We start from the raw sequence: 21,800 nt of genomic DNA on the forward strand, positions 1-21,800 counted from the left end.
GTTCGTCGTCTAGGCTCCCGTCTGCGACGAATACCGCCACCAATCCAGTTGGAGCAACGTTGGCATCCAAGGACTCGATCGAAAAAGATCGCAGCATCATCCGGGAACTCGTCCAGGACCCCCGGCAGACAAACGTGGCGCTGTCCGTCAAGGTCGGACTCTCCGAAGGTTCGGTCCGACGGCGGATGGAACGGCTCGTCAGCGGCGGCCTGTTGCAGTTCGCCGCGATCCCCAGCGCCGCCTTCATGGGGCGCCCGGTGCACACCCTGTTCGAGATCCAGAGCGCTCCCGGCAGCACCGATCAACTGATCGACAAGCTCGCGGGCATGCCGGAGATCGCCTACGTCTATCACGTCACCGGGCAGTTCGACATCATCGCCGTCGGCTACTTCGCCTCCAGCAACGCCATGCGGCGGTTCTGGACCGAGCGACTGGGTCACCTCGACGGCGTGATGGAGAGTCGCTCGGTGATGGTGCTACGGGTCGCCAAACGGGCCCACGAATGGGCCCGCGACATCGCCGTCACCGGCGACGACGAGTCCGCCCACGCGGACTCGGAGCCACACACACCCGGCTCCTGAACCTGACCTGACCGAGAGAGACACGCCATGCTGCGCATCACGCTGATCCGCCTTATATCGGTTATTCCGGTCCTATTCGGGATCTCGGTCATCTCGTTCCTGGTGATCCGCATGATCCCCGGTGACGTGATCAGCTCGATCATGGGGCAGGACTTCGGCGACCCCGCGATCGAGGCGGAGATGCGCCGCTACTTCGGTCTCGACATGCCCGTCTGGGAACAGTTCCTGAGGTGGCTGGGGGCGCTGGTCCAAGGCGACCTCGGCACCTCGATGCGTACCGGCCAGCCGGTTCTCCAGGAGATCATGCAGCGCTTCCCGTCCACACTGCTGCTGGCGGTCTCGGCGCTGCTGGTCTCGATCCTCATCTCCATCCCGCTCGGGGTGCTCAGCGCCACCAAGCGCAACGGCCTGCTCGACGCAAGCACCCGGGTCGCCTCGCTGATCGGGCTCTCCCTGCCGAACTTCTGGCTGGGCATCCTGTTGGTGTACGTCTTCTCGGTCGCGCTCGGCTGGCTCCCGTCGCAGGGCGCCGGGGAGGGCGAGGGGTTCCTGGGCAGCCTGAAATACCTTGTCCTGCCCTCGGTCACCCTCGGCGCCAGCCTCGCCGCGATCAGTATGCGGATGACCCGTTCCAGCATGTTGGAGGTGCTGAACCAGGACTACGTCCGCACCGCCCGAGCCAAAGGGCTGGGCGAACGCGGAGTCATGGTGCGGCACGCCCTGCGCAACTCGCTGATCCCGGTGGTGACCGTGCTGGGCATCCAGGCCGGAGCGCTGCTCGGCGGCACGGTCATCGTGGAGCAGGTCTTCGCCTGGCCGGGGCTGGGCACGATGGTCATCCGCGGGATCAGCCAGCGTGACTACCCCGTCGTCCAGGGCACGCTGCTCTTCCTGGCCTTCTTCTACGTCGTGGTCAACCTTCTCGTCGACCTGCTCTACACCTACCTGGATCCGAGGTTGCGCAGTGGTCACTGAAGCCGTGCACGGTCACCCCGAGGGCAGCAAGCAGCAGTCCCCCGTCGCCAAGCCGAAGCCGACGGGTCGGCGCGGTGGTCACCTGCTCAAGCTGATCACGCGGGACAAGGTCGGACTGGTCGGACTGGTCATCGTCGTGCTGATGGTGGCAGCCGCGGCGCTGGCTCCCCTGATCTCGCCCTACGACCCGACCGCGATGAGCAACCAGCGGCTCGCGCCGCCCGGCGGCGACTTCCCACTCGGCGCCGACGAGGCCGGTCGCGACCTGCTCAGCCGGGCACTCTACGGCGCACGTACCTCGCTGACGGTCAGCCTGATCGTGGTCACCTGCGCCGGTGCCATCGGCGTACTGCTCGGGCTGCTCGCCGGCTTCTACCGGGGCGTGCTCGACGCGATCATCACCCCGGCGACCGACATCATGTTCTCCTTCCCCACCCTGCTGCTGGCGCTCGCGGTGGTGGCCGCCCGAGGCCCGGGCACCGAGAACCTGATCCTCGCCCTGGTCATCGTCTTCATCCCCAGCTTCGCTCGGATCGTGCGCGGCACCGCGATGTCGGTGCGGCGTGAGCCGTACGTGGAGTCCGGTCAGGCGGTCGGGCTGAGCAACACCAGACTCATCCTCAAATACATCCTGCCGAACTCGGTGGCACCTATCGCGGTGCAGTTCACCACGAGCATCGCCTACGCGATCCTGATCGAGGCTTCGCTGGGCTACCTCGGGCTCGGCGTGCAGCCTCCACAACCGTCCTGGGGCTCGATGCTCTCCAACGGCAAGTCGTTCATGGAGTTGTCGATCTGGCCCTCGGTGGTGCCAGGGGTCTGCATCGTGATCGCCGTACTCGGCTTCAACCTGCTGGGGGACACCCTCCGCGACGTCCTGGACCCGCGGCTGCGGGGCCGCTCCAGTCGCTGACCCGCAAGGAGCACAACCGCGTGGAATCCATCGACGACCACGTCGTTCGCCGGCTCACGGAGTGGTCGCAGGGCCACCCCGCGCCCGCGCAGACCTCTCCGGACATCGACGTCGACTCCGACCTGCTGATCGACTATCTCGACGCTCAGATCCAGAGTCGACACCTCGACTTCGCGCTGCGCTGGTTGCAGACGCAGCGGGAGGGCTTCTACACCATCGGCTCCAGTGGACACGAGAGCAACGCCGCCGTCGCACTGGCGCTACGGCCGACCGACCCCGCCCTGCTGCACTACCGCTCCGGTGGCTTCTACGCCGCACGAGCCGGTCGGGTCACCGGCTCCACACCGATCGCGGACGTCCTGCACTCGGCGACCGCCTCCCGGGACGATCCGATCTCCGGCGGTCGACACAAGGTCTTCGGTCACCGGGCCCTGAACATCATCCCGCAGACCTCGACGATCGCCTCGCACCTTCCCCGGGCGATGGGCATGGCGTTCGCACTGGAACGGGCTGGCGCGGCAAGCGACTATCCTGCCGACGCGGTCGTGGTCTGCAGCTTCGGCGACGCCTCGGCCAACCACTCCACGGCCGCCGGCACGCTCAATGCGGTGGGCTACAGCGCTCACCAGCGCATTCCGGTACCTCTGCTGTTCGTGTGCGAAGACAATGGCATCGGAATCAGCACCCGCTCCCCGCACGGCTGGGTACGACGGATGCTGTCGGCCCTGCCCGGCGTGGACTACGCATACGCAGACGGCACCGACCCTGCTGGCCTGCTGACCACTGCGGCCGACCTGGTGGACCAGGTACGCACCCACCGTCGGCCCGCAGTGCTGCACCTGGGCACCGTGCGGTTCATGGGACACGCCGGCTCGGACGCCGAACTGGCCTACCGGACCCAGGCCGAGATCATCGCCGACTACGCCCGCGATCCGATCCTGGCGACGGCCGCCTTGCTGGCGCACCGGCAGATCCTCAGTCCGACGGAGACCCTCACCCGCTACGAGCACGCCCGCAAGCAGGTGATGGAACAGGCCAACCTGATGTCGGGCCGGATCGAGCGGCTCTCCGACGCGGCGGCGGTGACCGCACCGCTGACCGCCCGCGACGTGGATCGGGTCCGTGCCGCCGCCTGCCGCGGCGGCACCGGACGCGAACGGGCTTTCGGCGGCAGACTTCCCGAGTCGCGTGGCCCACTCACCCTGGCTCAGACGATCAACGCGACGTTGCACGACGCCCTGTTGACCTGGCCGCAGGCTCAGGTCTTCGGTGAGGACGTGGCCCGCAAGGGCGGCGTCTACGGTGTCACCCGAGGCTTGCGCAAAGTCTTCGGCGCCAGGCGGGTCTTCGACACGCTCCTCGATGAGCAGGCCATCCTCGGGGTGGCGCTCGGCGGAGCATTGGCCGGTACACTGCCGATCCCGGAGATCCAGTACCTGGCCTATCTGCACAACGCCGAGGACCAGCTCCGCGGCGAGGCCGCGTCGCTGCGCTTCTTCTCCAACGGGCAGTACGCCAACGGCATGGTGGTGCGGATCGCCGGCCTGGCCTACCAGAAGGGGTTCGGCGGGCACTTCCACAACGACAACTCGGTGGCGGTGCTGCGTGACATCCCCGGTCTGGCCTTGGCGGTCGCCTCGCACCCGGCCACCGCACCCGATCTGCTGCGCCAGTGCCTCGCTCTGGCCGAGCAGGAGGGCCGGGTCTGCGTCTTCCTGGAGCCGATCGCCCTCTATCACCGGCGTGACCTGCATGTCGATGGCGACGGCGGCTGGCTCGCCGGCTATCCGACGCCGACGCAGTGGGCGACGACGGACACCGCGCTGGGTCAGGTTCGCACCGTCCGCCCGGGCACCGACCTGGCGATGGTGACCTTCGGCAACGGCCTGCCGATGAGCCTGCGAGTCGCCGACCGGCTCGCCCGCGACCAGCAGGCCGGCACACGGGTCATCGACCTCCAGTGGCTGTCGCCGCTGCCGGCCGCCAGCCTGCGCGCCGCCCTCGACGGCATCCCTCGGGTCCTCGTCGTCGACGAGACCCGCATCAGTGGCGGCGTGTCCGAGGCCGTGGTGGCCGCGCTGGTCGACGGCGGCTTCACCGGCGCGATCTCCCGGGTCAACAGCGTCGACAGCTACGTCCCGCTGGGTCCGGCCGCCGACGCGGTCCTGCTCGGCGAGGACGACGTGCTGGCGGCGGCCCGCGCACTGCTCGGCCGGGCCTGACCTCCCGGCCGCACCGTCACGACGGCGGCCCACCCGGTCCGGGACGGGTGGGCCGCACCCTTGGCGTCCACTGCCGGCGTCCTGGTTGCCGCCCCATCCGACCCGCCGTCCCTGGCACACCAGCACGACGCGACGGCGGTCCGCCCGTGCTGGGGGACCGCCGTCGCGTCGTGGATGGTGCGGGTCAGTACCCCAACGCCGGCTGGCGTTTCTGGCCGGTCAGCGGCTCCCCGGCGAGATACCGATCGAAGTTGTCGCAGAAGTCGGCGTAGAGCCGTTGCAGATTGCCCGAACCACGAAACGACGTGTGCGGGGTGACCGTGGTGTTCGGCAGGCTCCACAACCGGTGCTCGGCGGGAAGCGGCTCCTCCTCGAACACGTCGAGCACCGCACCGGCGATCCGGGCCTGCCGCATCGCGTCGACGAGCGCGTCCTCGACGACGAGCGCGCCCCGCCCGACGTTGACCAGGATCGCGGTCTCCTTCATCGCCGCGAATCGCTCGGCGTCGAAGAAGTACCGGTTCTCCTCGGTCAGCGGCATGGCCAGCACCACCGAGTCGGCCCCCGGCAGCAGCGCCAGGTGATCGGCGTACGGCTCCACCCGGTCGAAGCCCTCGGCCGGGGTGCCGGCACGGTTGACCCCGATCACGGTGACACCCAGTGCCCGCGCTCGCCAGGCGACCTCACGCCCGATCCCGCCGGTGCCGAAGACCAGCATGGTGCTGCCGATCAGGTCCCGGCCGACGAGTCGTACCCACTCCTGACGCTCCTGCGCCTCACGCAGCGCCGGGAATCCGCGCTGGTGCAGCAGCACCGCACCGATGATGTACTCGGCGATCGGCACGTTGTAGGAGTTCCCCGAGCGGGTGTAGACGAGCCCTTCCGCCAGGCGGCGGCGCATGATGTCGCCGCCCACCCAGTCGAACCCGGCGGCGGTGATCTGGATCCAGCGCAGCCCGTCGCACTTGCTCAGCAACTCGTCGAAGGTGTCCTCGTTCATCGCGCTGCGCAGGATCACCTCGGCGTCGAGGTACTCCTCGCGCACCGGCTCGTCCTCCGGCACCGGCGTGAACCGGCACTGCGGGTACCGCTCGCGGAGCTGCGGCAGCAAGGTGTCCAGGTTGGGGGTGATCAGGACGTGCGGTCCCGGCGTGGCGACGGTCATGACGACTCCTGCGCCCGCTTCTTCCGCTCGTTGTAGGTCAGGCCGCCCTTGGCCCAGTTGTCGTACGAGACCTCGTAGAGCAGGACGTGGGTGTTCTCGCGCGGCGAACCGTACTTGACCAGCACGTCGGTCAGCTCGGCGATGATCGCGTCCTTGGTCTCCTGGTCACGCTTGCCGATCTCGGCACGGATGATGGCCATCTCAGTTCTCCTTTGTCGTCGCCGCGGACGCCGCGCTGGCGAAGTCGGGGTTGTTGGCGTACTCGGACTTGACCGCCAGGTAGGCGAAGGCGTGCGTGACGCCGGTGCGCAGGACACCGTCGAACACCTCATGGGCCTTGTCGATATCGCCCTCGTGGTAGTACCAGTTACCGAGACCGTAACCCTGGGTCACGGTCTTCAGGTCGTTGCCGTCGCACATCGCCCAGAGTTGGTCGGGGGTGACGTCCCCGGTGTAGAGCTGCATCCGGCCCTCGTAGCCGACGAGGTGGTCCTCCTGGACCAGGGAGATCGCCCGGAAACGGTCGAGGACCTCCTCGGCCTCGGCCGGCCGGCCGAGGCGACGCAGGGCCATGTACTGCCAGTCCTGCGACGCGACGATGCCCTCCTGGTGGCGCGATGACTCCTCGGCGGCCCGGAAGCTGGACAGGCAGCCCTCGAAGTCGCCGATCAGGTACTGGGCGACGCCGAGGTGATACCAGATGCCGGCGTGCAGTGTGGTGTTGTACCGGTCGAGCACGTCGGGGTTCCGGGCAGCCATGGTGTCGGTGAGGTGCTGCGGGCGTACCTGCTCGGGTCGGCCGAGAATCAGGCTGACGACGTCCTTCTCGACCTCGGGCTGGTACATCTCGTACTCGTCCTCGACGCCGGGGAGCTGATCGGCCGCAGCGCGCAGGTCCTCGATGGCCCCGGCGTAGTCGCCGATCGAGATGCGGCGGTGTCCCCGGAAGCGCAGCAGTCGTGCGCTGCCCGGCTCCTGTGCGAGCGCCTCGGTGAGCAGAGCCACCGATTCCTCGTGCTTGTTGAGGTAGCCCTTGAGTCGGGCGGCGATGATGTAGCGGTCGGTCAGTGGTACGGACGTCATGAGCTGCCTTTCGTCACAGGGGGTGGCGGGGGCGTCGGTGTGCCGGCACCCCCGCCACGACCCGTCAGCGGTCGAGCCAGATGTTGCGGTAGAAGCGGTACGTCGGGGTCGGGTCGCCCTTGTAGCCCATGACGTCGGCCTGCACCACGTCGAAGTCCGCGTTCAGGAAGGTCATCGCGACCGGCCCACGCTCGGCCAGGATCTTCTCGGCCTGCTGGTAGAGCGCCGCGCGCTTGTCCTTGTCCAGTTCCGAGCGGGCCTGGACGACCAGGGCCTCGTACTCGTCGTCGCTCCAGTTGCCGTAGTTGAGGCCGCCGCCCTTCAGGAAGCTGGCGGTGAAGCGCTCATCCGGGTCATAGGTCAGGCCGAAGCCGGACTGGTACATGTCGAAGTCGGCGGACTTCGTCTTCGTGTCGGCGATGGTCGACTCGACCGACTCGATGGTCACCTTGATCCCGATCTTGGCGAGTTGCTGCTGCTCGACCTCTGCCGAGCGCACCTGGAACGCCGAGGTGGCGATCACCATGAGCTTGGCCTCGAAGCCGTCCGGGTAGCCCGCCTCGGCCAGCAGGGCCTTGGCCTTCTCCACATCGGCCTGGCCGTAGATCGGGTCCTGCACGGCGCCGAAGCGGTCCGGCGGCAGGTAGCCCGCGTTCAGCGGGGTGCCGTAGCCGGAGTTGGCCACGTTCAGGATCTCCTGCCGGTCGAGGGCCAGGAAGATGGCCTGCCGGACCTTCACGTTGTCGTACGGCGCCTTGGAGGTGTTGAGCCGCAGGTGCAGGGAGAGCGAGCCGGAGCCGCCGTACCACTTGAGCTTCTCGTCGCTCTTGAGCGCGTCGATGAACTCGGGCGCCGGACGCCAGAGGAAGTCGACCGTCCCGCTGCGGACCGCCGCCGCCCGGGCGTTGTCGTCCGGGTTGAAGGTGAAGTCGATCCCGTCGAGGTACGGAACACCCTGCTCCCAGTACTGGGTGTGCTTGTCGAGCTTGATCGCCTGGCCCGTGACCCGCGAGGCGAGCTTGAACGGCCCGCTACCGCCGTCGACGCTGCCGTTGAGGCCACCGGCCTCGACCACGGTGCGGTCAACGATGGAGGACGCCGCCGTGGAGAGCAGGGTCAGGATGGCGGCGTTCGGCGCCGACAGCTTCATCTCGACGGTGCGCTCGTCGGGCGCCTGCACCGAGGCGATGCTCTCGTAGCTTCGGGCGCGAGGCGCCCGGGTCGCCGGGTCCTTGATCCGTTCGATCGAGTACTTCACATCCGCCGCGGTGACCTTGCGCCCGCTGTGGAAGAACGCGTTGTCGCGCAGCTTGAACGTCACCGTCAGGCCGTCGGCGCTCTGCTCCCACGACTCGGCGATAGCCGGCTTGATCTCGCCCCGGTAGGACTGCACCAGTGACTCGTAGATCTGCTCGTTGATGACGAAGGCCGAGGTCTCCGACATCCGGTGCGGGTCGAGTTCGTTGGCGTCGAGCCGGATCATGACCCGCAGCCGGCCACCGGACTTCGGTGTACCGGACGGCTGAGAGTCATCCTCCAGGCGCACGTTGGCGGTCAGACCGTCGTTGGATCCGCTGTCACCGTTGGTGGACGGAGGCTCACCACCCCCGCAGCCGGCGGCGAGCGCCGAGATGACGCCCACTGCCAGCACCTTGGTCAAAATTCGAGTACGCATGAGTCTCCTTCGCTGGTATCACAATCAGCGCTCAAGGTCAGGCCGGCTTCCACGTCTCCCCGTAGACCCGAAGCCAGTTGCCGCCGAGGATCTTGGTCACGTCCTCCGGCGAGAAGCCGCCGTCGAGCAACGCGGTGGTGAAGTTCGGGAAGTCACCGGCGTCGTCCATGCCGATCGCACGCCGCTCGTTCCATCCGAAGTCGCCGAGGAGGTTCTGCTGCTCCCTGGAGTTCGACTGCGCGATGGCTTTCAACTGTGCGATCCGCATCGGCTCGGTCCACGTCTCGTCGTAGTCGGTGGCGATGGCGACGTGGTCCACGCCCGCCACCTCCACCACGCGGCTGACGTGCTCGACGAAGCGGACCAGATCCGGACGCCGGGACGGGGCCTCCGGGTAGTACAGGAACCCTGACAAGGTGGTGATTCCCATGACGCCGCCCTGCTGCCCGAGGGTGCGCAGATAGTCGTCGGACTTGGCCCGGATGTGCGGCGACATGGCGTCACAGAAGGAGTGGGTGACCACCACCGGCTTGCTGGACGTCTCCATGGCGTCCAGGCCGGTGCGCTCGCCACAGTGTGAGACGTCGACCAGGATGCCCAGCTCGTCCATGGCCTGGACGAAGCGACGACCCCGGTGCGTCAGGCCCGCGTCTGTCTCCTCGCCACAGCCCGCGCCGAGCAGGTTCTGCCGCTGGTAGGTCAGTTGCAGGATGCGGACACCCAGGTCGTAGAAGGTGCCCAGCAGGTCGAGGTCGACCCCGATCATCTCCGTGTCCTGCGGGCCGAAGATGACGGCCTCCTTGCCTTCGGCCTTGGCCCGATGGATGTCGTCGACGGTCAGTGCGAGCAGAACGTCGTCGGGGTGTTCGTCGATCCACCGACGACACCGGTTCACCTCCCGCAGCGCGGTTACCGTGTCGGCGTACGGCCTGGTGACGGTGTGGTTGACGGCGGTGACGCCGCCTCGCCGAATCCGGTCGAGGTGGGCGTCGCTCAGTTCGATGACGGTGCTGCCGTCCACCACGGTGGCAGTGGCGTGCAGCTCGGTCGCCGAGACTGCGGAAGTGTGCGTGGCAGCAGTGTTCACGTCATCTCCAGGATCATCGAAAAGATGCTGTGACCCTACGAGTGACGCCACTTCCTGTCTATAGACCTAAGACCTTCGTCGGATAACCGTTCAGAAACGACGAGATTCGTCGCTTCTATGGATCGATACGTGCCGCCGCCGCGCCCTCTGGGACAAAAGCCAACAGAGGGGGCACACTCCTCCGGACCACTCCAGCCCTTCCGCCAGTTGGCGTCAGCGTCACCAACGCAGGTCGTGTAGCGGCGACTACGACGCACCGCCGGACAGTTGCGCAGGGACTGAACTTGGCTCCGGATTCCGCCGCAGCGGTGAGCCCGGCGCCGGCACCGGCCTCAGGCGACGTGTGTCCGCGGGCGCACCGGCGGATCGTCGCCGGCCGGGAGATTCACGTCGCGTCGGCGGCCGTGTGGCCCGCAGGCGGGCGCGAGCCAGGAGAAGAAATATGACACAAGGTGTCAGGATTTGGGTGGAGCATGGGTTCATCGGTCGGCGCCGGTGACAGGCGCGGACCAGGCACCGAACAGATACGGAGAGACAAGGACCTCCATGCGCGAAACCCCAGAAGATCTCGAAAAGCTCCAAGCCCTCCTGGACGCCTCCCTCGCCGCCTCCACCGCCCACCTCCGCTCGATCATCAACACCGCCCGCACACTGAACGCGGAGCAGCTCACCCAGGTCCTCACCGGCATGTGCACCCTCGCTCTGGCGAGCGTGACGGCGAAGGGCGAGCCACGGATCAGCGGGGTGGACGGGCACTTCCTGCGCGGCAGGTGGCACTTCGGCACGGCGCCCGACGCCGCCAAGGCGCGCCATCTCGCGGCGCGGCCCGCCGTCAGCGCCGCACACATGCGCGGTGAGGACCTCGGCGTCTTCACGCACGGCACGGTGGAGATCCTCAACCCCCGCAACGGCGACCAGGCCACGGACTGGCCGGACGTACTCGCGTACCTGAAGGACTTCTACGGCGACGACCTCTTCGACTGGGACAACGACGTGGTCTACTACCGGCTGCATCCGCACTGGATGACCGTCTACGCCCCAGACACCGCAAAGCTCACCGTGGCGTCCCAGCCCTGATCCACAGCACGAGCCGACCGACACGCGTCCAAGACCCGCTTCGTCAGAGGTCTCGCCACCCCTAGCCAAGGGCGAACCGTTCGAGCCGGGAGGAGCCGGCCAGGCGCGTCTTGCTGCCACCACCCACGGCGCTACCACTTCAGTCCGTTGCTTCGGGATGACCCGCCGGGCACGCTTCTGGGGGTCTCGGTCGTCTGAGCCGGCACCGGGACGGGGCGACAGGTGCCGTGTCGCCCCGTCCACGGCGGCGGTGGCGGTCGGTGCGGCATCAACGGCACCGACCGCTGTCATCAGGTCGGCAACAGGTTCTCGGGGAGGTCCTGGTAGGCGACCGGGCGGAGGAAGCGGTTGATCGCCATGGTTCCGACGGAGGTGGAGCGCGCGTCCGAGGTGGCGGGGTACGGGCCGCCGTGCACCGTCGCCGGTCCCACCTCGACGCCGGTCGGCCAGGCGTTGTAGACGATGCGGCCGGCGCGGCGCTCGAGTACCGGCAGCAGGCTCGCGGCCAGCGCGTGGTCGTCGGGGTCGGCATGCAGGGTGGCGGTGAGCTGCCCGGCAAGGTGCCGGGCCACCTGGATCAGATCGTCGGGGTTGGCGCAGCTCACGAGGACGGACGTGGCGCCGAAGACCTCTTCCTGCAGACGCGGCTCGGTGAGCAGCGTCTTGGCGTCGGTGTGATAGATGGCGGGTACGCCGGCGGCGTGGGTGGGGTTCGCGGTTCCCTGGGCGAGCAGACTGACTTCCGGGATTCCGGCCAGTTCCGTCTGTCCGGCCCGGTACGCCTCGGCGATGGTGCTGGTCAGCATGGTCTGCGCGGGCTGCTCGCGCAGCATTTCGACCAACGTCTCGCGGAAGGCGTCGAGTTCGGATCCTTCCACGGCGAGCACCAGGCCGGGATTGGTGCAGAACTGGCCGGCGCTGGCGGTGAGCGAGGCGACGTATCCGGCGGCGATGTGGTCGGTGGCGGCGGCGAGGCGGTGCGGCAGGAGGAAGACCGGGTTGATGGCGGACATCTCGGCGTAGACCGGGATGGGGATGGGACGGCGTTGGGCCAGGCTGGTCAGGGCGGTGCCACCGGCACGGGATCCGGTGAACCCGACAGCGGCGATCCGTGGGTCGCCGACCAACTGCGCGCCGGTCTCGTTGCCGTCACCGAACACCAGAGAGAACACGCCGTCGGGCAGGTCGGCCTGCCGCGCGGCGTCGGCGACACAGGCGCCGACCAGCTCACTGGTGCGTAGGTGGGCGAGGTGTCCCTTGACCACGACAGGGCAACCGGCAGCCAACGCCGATGCGGTGTCACCGCCCGCGACGGAGAACGCCAGCGGGAAGTTGGAGGCGCCGAAGACCGCGACCGGGCCGAGCGGTATGAGCCGCGACCGCAGCTCCGGTCGGGGCAGCGGGGTCCGGTCTGGCTGGGCCGGAACGTGTCGGGGGTCGCGCCATTCGGGCGTGCCGAGCAGGCTGGCGAACATGCGTAGCTGGCCGGCGGTGCGGGCCAGTTCGGTGCGGGCACGTGCCTCGGCGAGGCCGGTCTCCAGGACGACGGCGCTGACGATCTGTGCGCTGTGCTCCTCCAGGTTGGTGGCGATGCCGGTGAGGAAGGCGGCCCGGTGCCGGTCAGGCGTGGCGCGGTAGGCGTCGAAGGCCGCCTCCGCCCGCCGGCATGCCTCCGTCACGGCGGTGCCGTCGTCCATGCCGTACGGCGGGTCGAGTTCCTCGCCGCTGTGCGGGTTGCGCGAGCGGCGGGCCCCTGCCTGGCCCCGGACCCGGTCGGCACCGATGAACATCTCGCCGGTCAGCTGAATCTTCCCGGGTGCGGTCACGGCTGCTCCTCGCCCTCGGCGAGGCGGGCCGGGTCGGGCAGCAGCTCGCGCTCTCCGGGGTCGCGGTGCACGGCGAGCGCCCAGAACAGCAGGGCGATCCCGACGGCTCCGGCGTCCGGGGTGCCGACGGCGCGGTCCCCCACGTAGCTGGCGCGTCCCATCCGGGGCCGCAAGTCCGCGGTGGCGTGGGCGTGCCGCGCCGCCGACCTGGCGACGGCGGGCCAGTCCAGCGGTACGGGCTTGTCGCGGATATCGGCGAGGGTCGGCGCGAGGCAGTCGACCATGGTGCGGTCGCCGACCTTGGCCTCACCGACACGCTCGATCGCGGCGAGCCCGTCGGCCAGGCCGTCGCGGAGCGCGGTGTCGGTGTCGCCGTGTTCGGCGAGGTGGGGGGCGATCGCCTGTAGCAGCAGCCCGATGAGTGGACCACTGGTGCCACCCACGTGGTCGAGGAACCAGGTGGCGGCGATGCTGACCTCGGTGGCGAGGTCCGCGTCGTCGGGTATCCGGGCGACGGCGCCGCGCAGCCCGTCGCGGAGGTTGTCACCGAAGTCGCCGTCGCCGGCGACCTGGTCGATTCGGGTCAGCTCGGCGTGTGCGGCCTCGGCCGCGTCGAGGTAGGTCCGCATCAGCATCGTCGGTCTCATTTCCGGAGGGCGGCGGTCCACGCTGGGGCGTTCCAGAGTTCGGCCCAGTCGTCGTCCAGCAGCGTGACGGTGATGGAGAAGCCGCGCATGTCCAACGCCGGCGACCAGGTGCCGACGAGGCTGCCGGTGGTGGAGACGCCACGGTCGGCGAGGGTGTCGACGGTGCGCGCGAAGACGTTGTAGAGCTCGATGGCGGTGGTGCCGCCGAGCCCGTTGACCAGGACGAGGGCTCGGTCCCCCGCCGGGAGGCCGGCGAGCACGTCGTCGACCATGCGATCGACCAGTTCCTCCAGCGGTGGTCGGGCGATGCTGCGTCGGGCGCGTTCGCCGTGGATGCCGACGCCGTACTCGACCTGGCCGGGTGGCAGGACGAAGCCGGGTTCGCCGGTGACGTGGGAGGTGTGCGCGGCGGAGGCGACGGCGATGCTGCGCGAGCGGGCCACGACGGCGCGTCCGAGCCGGGTCAGCGCATCGAGGTCGAGACCCTGGTCGGCGGCGGCACCGAGTAGTTTCTCGGTCAGCACCGTCGCACCGGTGCCGCGCCGGCCCGTACCGGTCTGGTCACTGTCGGTGGCCACGTCGTCGTCGACGAGCACCCGCTCGACCCGGATGCCATCGTGCCGCAGCCGCTCGGCGGCGATGCCGAAGTTGATCCGGTCACCGGTGTAGTTCTTGACCACGTGCAACACACCGTCGGGACCGGCCACCGCTCGGCTCGCCTCGTAGATCTGCCGGTTGTGCGGCGAGGCGAACACCTTGCCGGGCACGGCGGCGTCGAGCATTCCGGTGCCGACGAGTCCGACGTGCAGGGGTTCGTGACCGGAACCGCCGCCGGAGACGATGCCGACTCGGCGGCGTGGGTCGCGGTTGACCGCGACCACGTACCCGGGCTCTGGGTGGAGTGTGACGATGTCGCGGTGGGCGTGGGCGAAGCCGAGCAGCGCTCGGTCGACGTAGTCCGCCCTGGAGGTGAAGAAGGCTTCGGCCATGTCCTGGTCTCTCAGTTCCGGCCCGCCGGCTGCGCCGTGTCGGCCCGTCGTGACGACGGGACGGCGCGGCCGTCGTTCGGCGGGGTGGGGTTCGGCGGGGTGCCCGGAGGGGCCATCGACCCGCGAATGATCATCTTGGCCGGCAACACGACGTCGCCGAGGTCCTGTTCGCCGTCGAGCATCCGCAACAACAGGTCGGCGGCGTATCGGCCCATCTCGTATGCGGGCTGGTCGATGGCGCTGATCGGCGGGTCCACCAGAGGGAAGAGGGTCATGTCGTCGAACGCCAGCAGGCTGATGTCGGTGGGGATGCGCAGTCCGGCCCGCCGGATCGCCTTGAGCGCGCCGACGGTGACGAGGTTGTTGAAGCAGAACACGGCGGTCGGCCGTGGGTCGAGCGCGAGCAGTTCGTCCATGGCCCGGAGCCCACCCTCCTCGCCGAGGTGGCCGTGCCGGATGTACTCGTCGGGCAGGCTCAGCCCGGCGTCGCGGTATGCCAACCGGAACCCGGACAGGCGCTGGCAGGCGGTGTCGAAGTCACGCGGACCGGAGATCATCGCGACCCGTTGGTGCCCCATGTCGAGGAGTTCCCCGATGGCGCCCCGGGTCACCTTACGGTTGTCGGTGCGGACCAGCGGGGCCTTGATGCCCCGGGGCCGCCGGTCGACGAGAACCAGCGGCCCCTGGGTGGCGCCGAGCGCTGCGGTGAACCGCTCGTCGGTGCCGACGGTCGTGGCGGCAAGACCGGCGAGGGTCCCGTCCTGGAACGAGGTGAGCAGGTGGCGTTCCCGTTCCGGATTGAGGTGCGAACTGGCGATGACGCAGTGATAGCGCGCCTGCGCGGCACGGTCCTCAAGCCCTTGCGCGACCTGGGCGTAGAACGGGTTGGTGATGTCCGGGACGAAGAGGCCGAGCAGATTGGAGTGGCCGCGCGACAGGGCACGGGCGGCGGCGCTGGGTACGTAGTCCAGGCGTCGCGCCGCCTCCCTGACCTTGGCCTTCGTCGCGTCGGTCACCGACACTTCGTCCCGCAGGGCGCGGGTCACGGTCGCGGTGGAGACGCCGGCCAATCTGGCCACGTCCCGGATTCCTGCCACCAGAAGGCTCCTTGTTCCAGTCTGTGGGGAGTTCCCACAGGTACAACGTGCGGGCGACGCCCGTCAATCACTCGGCGAGGACACCGGCTTCTACCAGCGCGCCCCGGACCGCAGTCTCCTCCGCCGCGCTGACCGGCGTGAGGGGGTGTGCGCCCAGGCCACCGTCGCGTCCCTGCATCCGTAGTGCGGCCTTGATGCGTACGGTCATGTTCGGACCGTCGACGGCCCGCCAGATCGGCAGCAGCTTGTTGTGGATGTCCAGTGCCGTCTTGTGGTCGCCGGCCCGCACCGCGTTCCACTGTTCGACGCAGAGCTGCGGGACGACCGTCAACGTCGCGCTGATCGCTCCGCCGGCACCGAGCAGGTAGGCCGGATAGAGCAGGTCGTCGACGGCGGTGAAGACGACGCCCTCGGTCGGCGCCGCCTTGAGCAGGTCGGCGAGCTGGTGGATGTCTCCACCGGACTGCTTGACGCCGACGACCCCGGGGACCTCCTGGATGACCCGGTAGACCGTGGTGGCCGGGATCAGTGCGTACGGGATCACGTTGTAGATGATGACCGGCAGTCCGGTCTGCTCGCTGATCCGCCGGTAGTACTCGACGGTGGTGTCCTCGTCGGGCTGGAACAGGTAGTGCACCGGGGTGACCTGCAGGGCGTCGACCCCGACCTCTTTCAGCGCGAGACCGTAACGGATCACCTCGGCGGTCGAGTCGCGGATGATGCCCGCGATGACCGGTACGGCACCGGCGGTCTCCTCGACGGCGATCCGGGCGACGGTGACCGACTGGTCGATGGAGAGCATCTGCCCGTCGCCGGTGGAGCCGGTCACGCACAGTCCGTGTACGCCAACGGTCAGGTGGAAGCGGATCTCCCCGCGCAGTGCCTCGACATCGATGTTCTCGTCCGCGTCGAACGGTGTCACGAGCGGCGGGATGATCCCGGTGAAGCGGGGGGTGGCGGCCTGAGCCATGTGCGACCTCTCTCAGCGAGCGATGTTACCGGTTACAGCAATGGGAGCTTTATCCATCCGAGCGCGGATGTCAACCACCGCGTTAAGGGCTCGTGACGTGCTCTTTTCGCGTCTGCTCTTGACATCCGCCGGAACCTGACGTGATCGTGTAACCGATAACACTCCTGCTCACCGACGCATCGGTTCCCCGGATATCCGCTCATCCACCCCGAACCCCCGAGGACGACCATGAGCCGCAATCACCACCGAGCGAGGCTTGCCGTCACCGCCGCAGCGATGGCCGGAGGGCTCGCGCTGCTCGCCGCCTGTAGCCCACCCACCGCAGGTGGCCAGAACACCCGCGGCGACGACGGCGGCCCCATCACCCTGACCTTCTGGACCAACCTGACGGTCAACACCCAGGCCGCCGCCGTGCAGCGACAGGCCGAGAAGTGCGCCACCGACCAGGACGACGTCACCGTCTCCTTCGAAGCCGTCCCCTTCGACAGCATGTATCCGAAGATGGTCACCGGCTTCAAAGCGGGCAACGGCCCCGACATCATGAACACCATCGAGGGAGGCGTGGCCGCCGCACAGGCCGGCGACTTCATCGTCCCCGTCGACGACGTCGTGGACAGGCACGGCCGCGACGACTTCATCCCCTCCTACCTGCGTGCCGTCAGCAAGGACGACAAGACGTGGGCGGTACCCGACTGGGCCCTGCACCAGGAGGTCTGGTACCGCAAGGATCTCTTCCAGGCCAAGGGCATCGCGATCCCCCGGTCATGGCCGGAGCTGCTCGCCGCCGCCAAGCAGCTCGACGACCCGGCGGCCGGCGTGCGCGGCTTCGCCGTACCGATGGGCTCGGCACTGGTCGCCCCGCAGACCTACTACCAGTTCCTCTACGCCAACGGTGTGCACACCTTCGATCCGCAGACCGGTGAGTACGCGCTCGACCGCGACCGGGCCAAAGCCATCGAGGCCACCAGGTTCATGCTCGACCTCTATGCCGCGGCCTCCCCGCCCGAGTCGCGTACCTGGTCATGGAACGACTTCCGGACCAGTTTCGCCCAGGGCAAGCTCGCCATGGTGCTCGACTTCGGCGCCGTCGTCGGTCTGGCCGCCGAGCAGAACCCGCAGATGCTCGACAAGATGAGCGTCTTCCCCCTGCCCGGCCCGAACCAGGCGACCGCGCCGCGGGGCTCGATCGGTGGCGGCTACTTCTACATGGTCGGCAAGAGCAACGACCGTCGCGAACAAGCCGCCAAGACCCTCGTCCAGTGCATGATGCAGCCGGACCTGGCAGCGGAACGCGTCAACACCCGTCCGGTCTTCGCCCTGCCCGCGACGAACAGCGCCGCAGCCTCGACCACCTACACCGGCAACGAGACCGTCCTGCGCTTCCAGACCGAGATCCAGACGATCCGGGAGCAGATCCTGCCGGAGTGGTACCGATACGGCATGGAGGCGGGCCTCAACCAGCTCGCCGGCCAGATCGAGGCCACCACCTTCGTCGGCGACCAACTCCAGTCGGCCGCCGCCGGCACCATCACTCCGGAACAGGCGTTCGACGCCATCAACGCCGAGATGAAGCGTCTCGCCAACGTCAGCTGATTGGTGCTCCGATCCCGATGACTCCCGTATTCCTCACGCGGACGCTCACCGGACGGCAGCAGCGCGCGGGCATGGCCTTCGCCGTGCCCGCCGCACTGCTCTTCGCGGCGATCCTGGCCTATCCGATCTTCGAGAGCTTCCGCACCTCGCTGTTCTCCATCAACCTGCTGACCGGCGACGCCGAGTTCGTGGGCCTCGACAACTACACGGCGATCGCCAGCGACCGGCCGCTGCTCACCACCATCGGCAACACGCTGCTGTGGACAGTGCTCTCCCTCGTCGGCCAGCTCGGCCTCGGACTGATAGCGGCGCTGCTCATCGACGCGGACTGGCGTGGCATGCGGTGGATCCGCCAGTTGCTGCTGATCCCGTACGTGGTTCCGGTCATCGCCACCGCCCTGATCTGGCAGTGGATGCTCGATGGTCACTACGGCATCGTCAGCGGCAACCTACAGTCCTGGGGGTGGCTGCCCGACGGCGCGACTCCCCTCGGCCTGGAGGGTTCGGCGCTGTTCACCGTCATCCTGGTCAACATCTGGCGCGGTTTCCCGTTCGCGATGCTCGTCTACTGGGCCCGGATGCAGGGCATCGACAAGGGACAGTACGAGGCGGCGCGGGTCGACGGCGCCGGCCCCTGGCGGGAGTTCGTGCACGTGACCCTGCCCAACCTACGCTCGGCCACGCTCGCGCTCCTGGCGCTGCGCGGCATCTGGACACTGATGTACTTCGAGCTGGTCTGGCTGCTCAGCCGTGGCGGACCGGCCGGGGCGAGCGAGGTGCTCTCCACCTACATCTACAAGGTGTTGATGGGCGAATTCCAGATCGGCTACGCCGCGGCCATCGCCTCCTCCGTCGGCCTCTTCCTCGCCGCTGCCGGCCTGGCGGGCTGGCTCGTCATGCGCACCAGGAGACGCCATGCCTAGAAACAGCAGACCCACTCCCGGCCGGGTCGCCGCCGTCGCCGGACGGGTGGTGGCCCTCACCCTGATCGTCTTCTTCGCGGTCGGCCCGCTGCTCTGGATGGCGCTGAGTTCGGTCCGGCCGGCCACGGAACTGTTCCAGAGTGACCCGTCACTGATCCCGTCACAGTTGACCGCGGACTGGTACCGGGAGGTCTTCGAGGGCAGCGAGGCGGTGCGCTGGTTCCTCAACAGCTTCCTCGTCGCCGTGGCCACCACCGTCATATCCCTGCTCGTCGGCACCACCGCCGGCTATGCCGTCAGCCGTTTCCAGTTCCCCGGCCGCCGAGTCCTACTCGTCTGTCTGAGCGTGTCGTACCTGTTCCCGGCCATCCTGCTGCTGGTCCCGTTGTACCTCGCGCTGTCCGCACTCGGGCTGGTAGGTGGCCTGGTCGGCGTCACCATCGCCCACCTGACCATCACACTGCCGCTGACCACCTGGCTGATGAAGTCGTTCGTCGAGGCGGTCCCCCGCGAGCTGGAGGAGGCCGCCTGGGTCGACGGTCTCGGCTACCTGCGCGCCTTCCTCACGGTGACGCTGCCGCTGCTGCGCACCGGCCTGGCCACCACTGCCATGTTCTCGTTCATCCTCTCCTGGGACGAGTACCTCTTCGCCAGCGTCATCGCCCAGGGTCGCAACGTCACCGCCCCGGTCGCGATGGCCGGCTTCGTCACCTCGTTCGACATCCGCTGGGGCGCGATCATGGCCCTCAGCACTCTGGTAACGATCCCCGTCGTGGGACTCTTCCTCGTACTCCAGCGCTACTACGAGAAGGGCCTCACCGCCGGCAGCGTGAAAGGCTGAGCGTGTCACCCGAGAATCACGTCCTCACCCCTCAGGTCCTCGTGGTCGGTGCCGGCTCGGCCGGCACCGCCGCCGCGATCGCCGCTGCCGAGACCGGCGCCGACACCCTGCTGGTCGAGGCCACCGGCCACGTCGGAGGCACCCTGGCACGCCAACTGTTGGAGCACAGCGCCGGTTTCCACGACGCCGCCGGTAACCAGGTCACCGGCGGCATCGGCCAGCGGATCATCGCCCTGCTCCAGGAGTACGGCGGCTCACCCGGCCACATCCCCGACGACGTCAAGTACACCGCCACCCGCACCCCGGTCAACCACGCCGAACTGTCCATGTGCGAGGCCATCCTGTTGCGCCGAGCCGGAGTCCGGCTCCTGCTCAACACGGTCGTCGTCGCCGCGCAGACCGCGCAGGGCGAGCACGGTAAACAGGTCACCGGGGTCGTGGTGGAGTCAGCCGGCCTCGGGCGCGCCCTGATCCGTCCGGAGGTGGTCGTGGACTGCTCCGGCGACGCCGTCGTCTTCGCACTCGCCGGGGCGAGCTTCCAGACCGACCGCATCAGCTCCACCCAGCCGGCGTCCCTACTGCTCAAGCTCGGCGGCGTCCAGTACGCGCCGCTGCTGACGTACGCGCGGGACAACGCCGACGACTTCCGTCCCGATAGCCACATCGGCACGCCCAGCGACGAACACGTGAACCTCTGGGGCTTCGGCCGCCTGCTCGACCAGGGCCACCGCGAGGGACGGCTCTCCTGGCGGCGCACCGAACTCCACCTGGCCGGCTGGCCGAGGCGTGCCGAGGCGGTACTCAACCTGACCCGCACTCCGATCGACCCCGCCGGCAGTCGTCTCGGCGACGCCTACCTGACGCTCGCCGAACAGGTCATGCAGACGGTGGACTGGTTTCGTCGATACGTACCCGGCGGGTCCGACGCATACCTGGTCGACGTATCAGACCGGGTGGGAGTGCGGGAATCGCGGCGGATCAAGGGACTCACCACCCTGCGCGAGGAGGACGTCAAAGGCGGTCGCCGCAGTCCCGACAGCATCGGGCAGGGAGCCTTCCCCATCGACGTGCACGACAGCAACTCGCCAGGGCTCTCCCACACCGACGGCCTGACCGCCGCCTACGACATCCCGTACGGAATCCTCGTCGGCCACGACCACGACAATCTCCTCGCCGCCGGCCGATGCGTGTCGAGCACCCATGAGGCCAACGGCTCGGCCAGGATCACCGCCACCTGCTTCACCACCGGCGAAGCAGCCGGCACGGCGGCGGCCCTGGCCGTCCGGCACCGCACGAACCCCCGCCACCTCGACGTCGCACAACTCCAAGCGGTGCTCCGCCAGCGCGCAGTGATCGGAGCCCGTTGATCAGGCATGAGTTGTCCGCCCGATGCATGAGTCGACGGGACGATCACGCGCCAGGGTAACGCAGGTGTGGGGTGTCACTCGCGGGTGAGTCCCGGCGGTAGCGCGTCTTCGTCGGGTCGGACCCGGCGGGCGTTGGCCAGAGGATTCTGTGGGAGGGTGTTGATCAGCGGTTCCGGGCCACCGACGCAGGTCCAGGTGTCGTCCCAGAGTGCGGAGACCAGCCATGACCGATCGGCGGGGAAGAACAGGTCGGGTAGTGATCCGTCACCGTGGCGCATGTGACCGGTCCGCCAGGTGAGGGCCTGCTCGGGTCCGGCCTCGACCAGCACGTAGGACCAGTTCCAGTAGAGCGACACCCTGGGGGCGTGGGGGAAGACGATGTCGTGGGGTCCGGTGTCGAGATAGGCCAGCCACCAGTGCTGGCCGGGGGTCTGTGCGGTGAGGTCCTGGACCAGGGCGTGTTCATAGGCGGCGACGGTGACGCCGTCGGGCTGGTGGGTGGTGGCGTAGGCGTCGAAGATCGGGGGATGGCGGTGGTGATCGAGATGCCGGCAGTGGTGTGACCGGCGATCCACTCCACCTCGGCGGCGGTGCCGATCCGCCACTGCCGCCCGTCCTTGTTGACCTGCATACCGGTATTCAAGCCGCTACGGTGACGGTCGGCGCGGGAAACAGTGTTTCCTCGGCGTGGCCCGGCAGCCTTTGTGACAGCCGCGAAGTGTCGATTGAGGTGGGGGACTTTGCGATGAGCGGTCCGTGACCGAGCATT

Annotated in this window: 20 protein-coding genes; 9 read left to right on the forward strand and 11 right to left on the reverse strand. The window is 68.6% G+C overall.

Translation table 11 applies throughout. The annotated features are described in order from the left end of the window. The first annotated feature begins 59 nt into the window (after positions 1–59). From ACQVFL_RS20025 to ACQVFL_RS20040, 4 genes are read left to right on the forward strand one after another with little or no spacing between them, the layout of a single operon-like run. A complete protein-coding gene (locus ACQVFL_RS20025) occupies positions 60–581 on the forward strand; it encodes an Lrp/AsnC family transcriptional regulator (protein ID WP_387256677.1) in 522 nt (173 codons plus the stop codon). 27 nt (positions 582–608) lie between these two features. Beyond that, positions 609–1,556: a nickel ABC transporter permease gene (gene nikB / locus ACQVFL_RS20030; RefSeq protein WP_396696997.1), complete on the forward strand. Its 948-nt coding sequence runs from the start codon at positions 609–611 to the stop codon at positions 1,554–1,556. Continuing rightward, a complete protein-coding gene (locus tag ACQVFL_RS20035) occupies positions 1,546–2,469 on the forward strand; it encodes an ABC transporter permease (RefSeq protein ID WP_396696995.1) in 924 nt (307 codons plus the stop codon). Before nikB ends, ACQVFL_RS20035 begins: the two co-directional genes overlap by 11 nt. Positions 2,470–2,489: 20 nt before the next feature. Then, a complete protein-coding gene (locus ACQVFL_RS20040; RefSeq protein ID WP_431727311.1) occupies positions 2,490–4,691 on the forward strand; it encodes a thiamine pyrophosphate-dependent enzyme in 2,202 nt (733 codons plus the stop codon). A 184-nt stretch (positions 4,692–4,875) separates the two neighbouring features. On the opposite strand, the gene ACQVFL_RS20045 is transcribed toward ACQVFL_RS20040, so the two are convergent. From ACQVFL_RS20045 to ACQVFL_RS20065, 5 genes are all read right to left on the reverse strand, one after another. Then, a complete protein-coding gene (locus ACQVFL_RS20045) occupies positions 4,876–5,856 on the reverse strand; it encodes a D-2-hydroxyacid dehydrogenase (RefSeq protein ID WP_396696991.1) in 981 nt (326 codons plus the stop codon). Continuing rightward, entirely contained in the window at positions 5,853–6,056 is a 204-nt protein-coding gene (locus ACQVFL_RS20050) for a tautomerase family protein (protein ID WP_387256669.1), read from the reverse strand. The genes ACQVFL_RS20045 and ACQVFL_RS20050 overlap by 4 nt, the downstream gene beginning before the upstream one ends. Before the next feature lies 1 nt (position 6,057). Further along, a complete protein-coding gene (locus ACQVFL_RS20055) occupies positions 6,058–6,939 on the reverse strand; it encodes a tetratricopeptide repeat protein (RefSeq protein WP_431727312.1) in 882 nt (293 codons plus the stop codon). 64 nt (positions 6,940–7,003) lie between these two features. Continuing rightward, positions 7,004–8,614 carry an ABC transporter substrate-binding protein gene (locus ACQVFL_RS20060; RefSeq protein WP_396696987.1) on the reverse strand — a complete coding sequence of 537 codons (1,611 nt, stop codon included), beginning with the start codon at positions 8,612–8,614 and terminating at the stop codon, positions 7,004–7,006. A gap of 37 nt (positions 8,615–8,651) precedes the next feature. Beyond that, a complete protein-coding gene (locus ACQVFL_RS20065; protein ID WP_396696985.1) occupies positions 8,652–9,701 on the reverse strand; it encodes a dipeptidase in 1,050 nt (349 codons plus the stop codon). A gap of 546 nt (positions 9,702–10,247) precedes the next feature. On the opposite strand from ACQVFL_RS20065, the gene ACQVFL_RS20070 reads away from it, so the two are divergent. Continuing rightward, entirely contained in the window at positions 10,248–10,778 is a 531-nt protein-coding gene (locus ACQVFL_RS20070; protein ID WP_431727313.1) for a pyridoxamine 5'-phosphate oxidase family protein, read from the forward strand. A gap of 290 nt (positions 10,779–11,068) precedes the next feature. Here the strand turns inward: ACQVFL_RS20070 and ACQVFL_RS20075 are convergent, their stop codons facing one another. The 5 genes from ACQVFL_RS20075 to ACQVFL_RS20095 form a co-directional block, all read right to left on the reverse strand. After that, complete coding sequence (locus ACQVFL_RS20075) at positions 11,069–12,604, reverse strand: aldehyde dehydrogenase (NADP(+)) (protein ID WP_431727314.1); 1,536 nt, start codon at positions 12,602–12,604, stop codon at positions 11,069–11,071. Continuing rightward, positions 12,601–13,239: a DAK2 domain-containing protein gene (locus ACQVFL_RS20080; protein ID WP_431727315.1), complete on the reverse strand. Its 639-nt coding sequence runs from the start codon at positions 13,237–13,239 to the stop codon at positions 12,601–12,603. Before ACQVFL_RS20080 ends, ACQVFL_RS20075 begins: the two co-directional genes overlap by 4 nt. A gap of 8 nt (positions 13,240–13,247) precedes the next feature. After that, positions 13,248–14,240 (reverse strand): dihydroxyacetone kinase subunit DhaK, encoded by a 993-nt coding sequence (locus ACQVFL_RS20085; RefSeq protein ID WP_431727316.1) that lies wholly within the window; start codon positions 14,238–14,240, stop codon positions 13,248–13,250. An 11-nt stretch (positions 14,241–14,251) separates the two neighbouring features. Beyond that, positions 14,252–15,337: a LacI family DNA-binding transcriptional regulator gene (locus tag ACQVFL_RS20090; protein ID WP_396696974.1), complete on the reverse strand. Its 1,086-nt coding sequence runs from the start codon at positions 15,335–15,337 to the stop codon at positions 14,252–14,254. Positions 15,338–15,404: 67 nt separating this feature from the next. Beyond that, entirely contained in the window at positions 15,405–16,307 is a 903-nt protein-coding gene (locus ACQVFL_RS20095; protein ID WP_396696972.1) for a dihydrodipicolinate synthase family protein, read from the reverse strand. A 228-nt stretch (positions 16,308–16,535) separates the two neighbouring features. Between ACQVFL_RS20095 and ACQVFL_RS20100 the strand changes: the two genes are divergently transcribed. From ACQVFL_RS20100 to ACQVFL_RS20115, 4 genes are read left to right on the forward strand one after another with little or no spacing between them, the layout of a single operon-like run. After that, positions 16,536–17,900 (forward strand): ABC transporter substrate-binding protein, encoded by a 1,365-nt coding sequence (locus ACQVFL_RS20100; protein ID WP_431727317.1) that lies wholly within the window; start codon positions 16,536–16,538, stop codon positions 17,898–17,900. A 17-nt stretch (positions 17,901–17,917) separates the two neighbouring features. Then, entirely contained in the window at positions 17,918–18,823 is a 906-nt protein-coding gene (locus ACQVFL_RS20105) for a carbohydrate ABC transporter permease (RefSeq protein ID WP_396696968.1), read from the forward strand. Then, entirely contained in the window at positions 18,816–19,664 is an 849-nt protein-coding gene (locus ACQVFL_RS20110; RefSeq protein ID WP_396696966.1) for a carbohydrate ABC transporter permease, read from the forward strand. The genes ACQVFL_RS20105 and ACQVFL_RS20110 overlap by 8 nt, the downstream gene beginning before the upstream one ends. A gap of 2 nt (positions 19,665–19,666) precedes the next feature. Then, entirely contained in the window at positions 19,667–21,031 is a 1,365-nt protein-coding gene (locus tag ACQVFL_RS20115) for an FAD-dependent oxidoreductase (RefSeq protein WP_396696964.1), read from the forward strand. Between the two features lie 74 nt (positions 21,032–21,105). On the opposite strand, the gene ACQVFL_RS20120 is transcribed toward ACQVFL_RS20115, so the two are convergent. After that, entirely contained in the window at positions 21,106–21,606 is a 501-nt protein-coding gene (locus tag ACQVFL_RS20120; protein WP_431727318.1) for a hypothetical protein, read from the reverse strand. Between the last annotated feature and the right edge of the window lie 194 nt (positions 21,607–21,800).

The sequence above is a fragment of the Verrucosispora sp. TAA-831 genome, from assembly GCF_050780145.1.
Taxonomy (GTDB): Bacteria; Actinomycetota; Actinomycetes; order Mycobacteriales; family Micromonosporaceae; genus Micromonospora.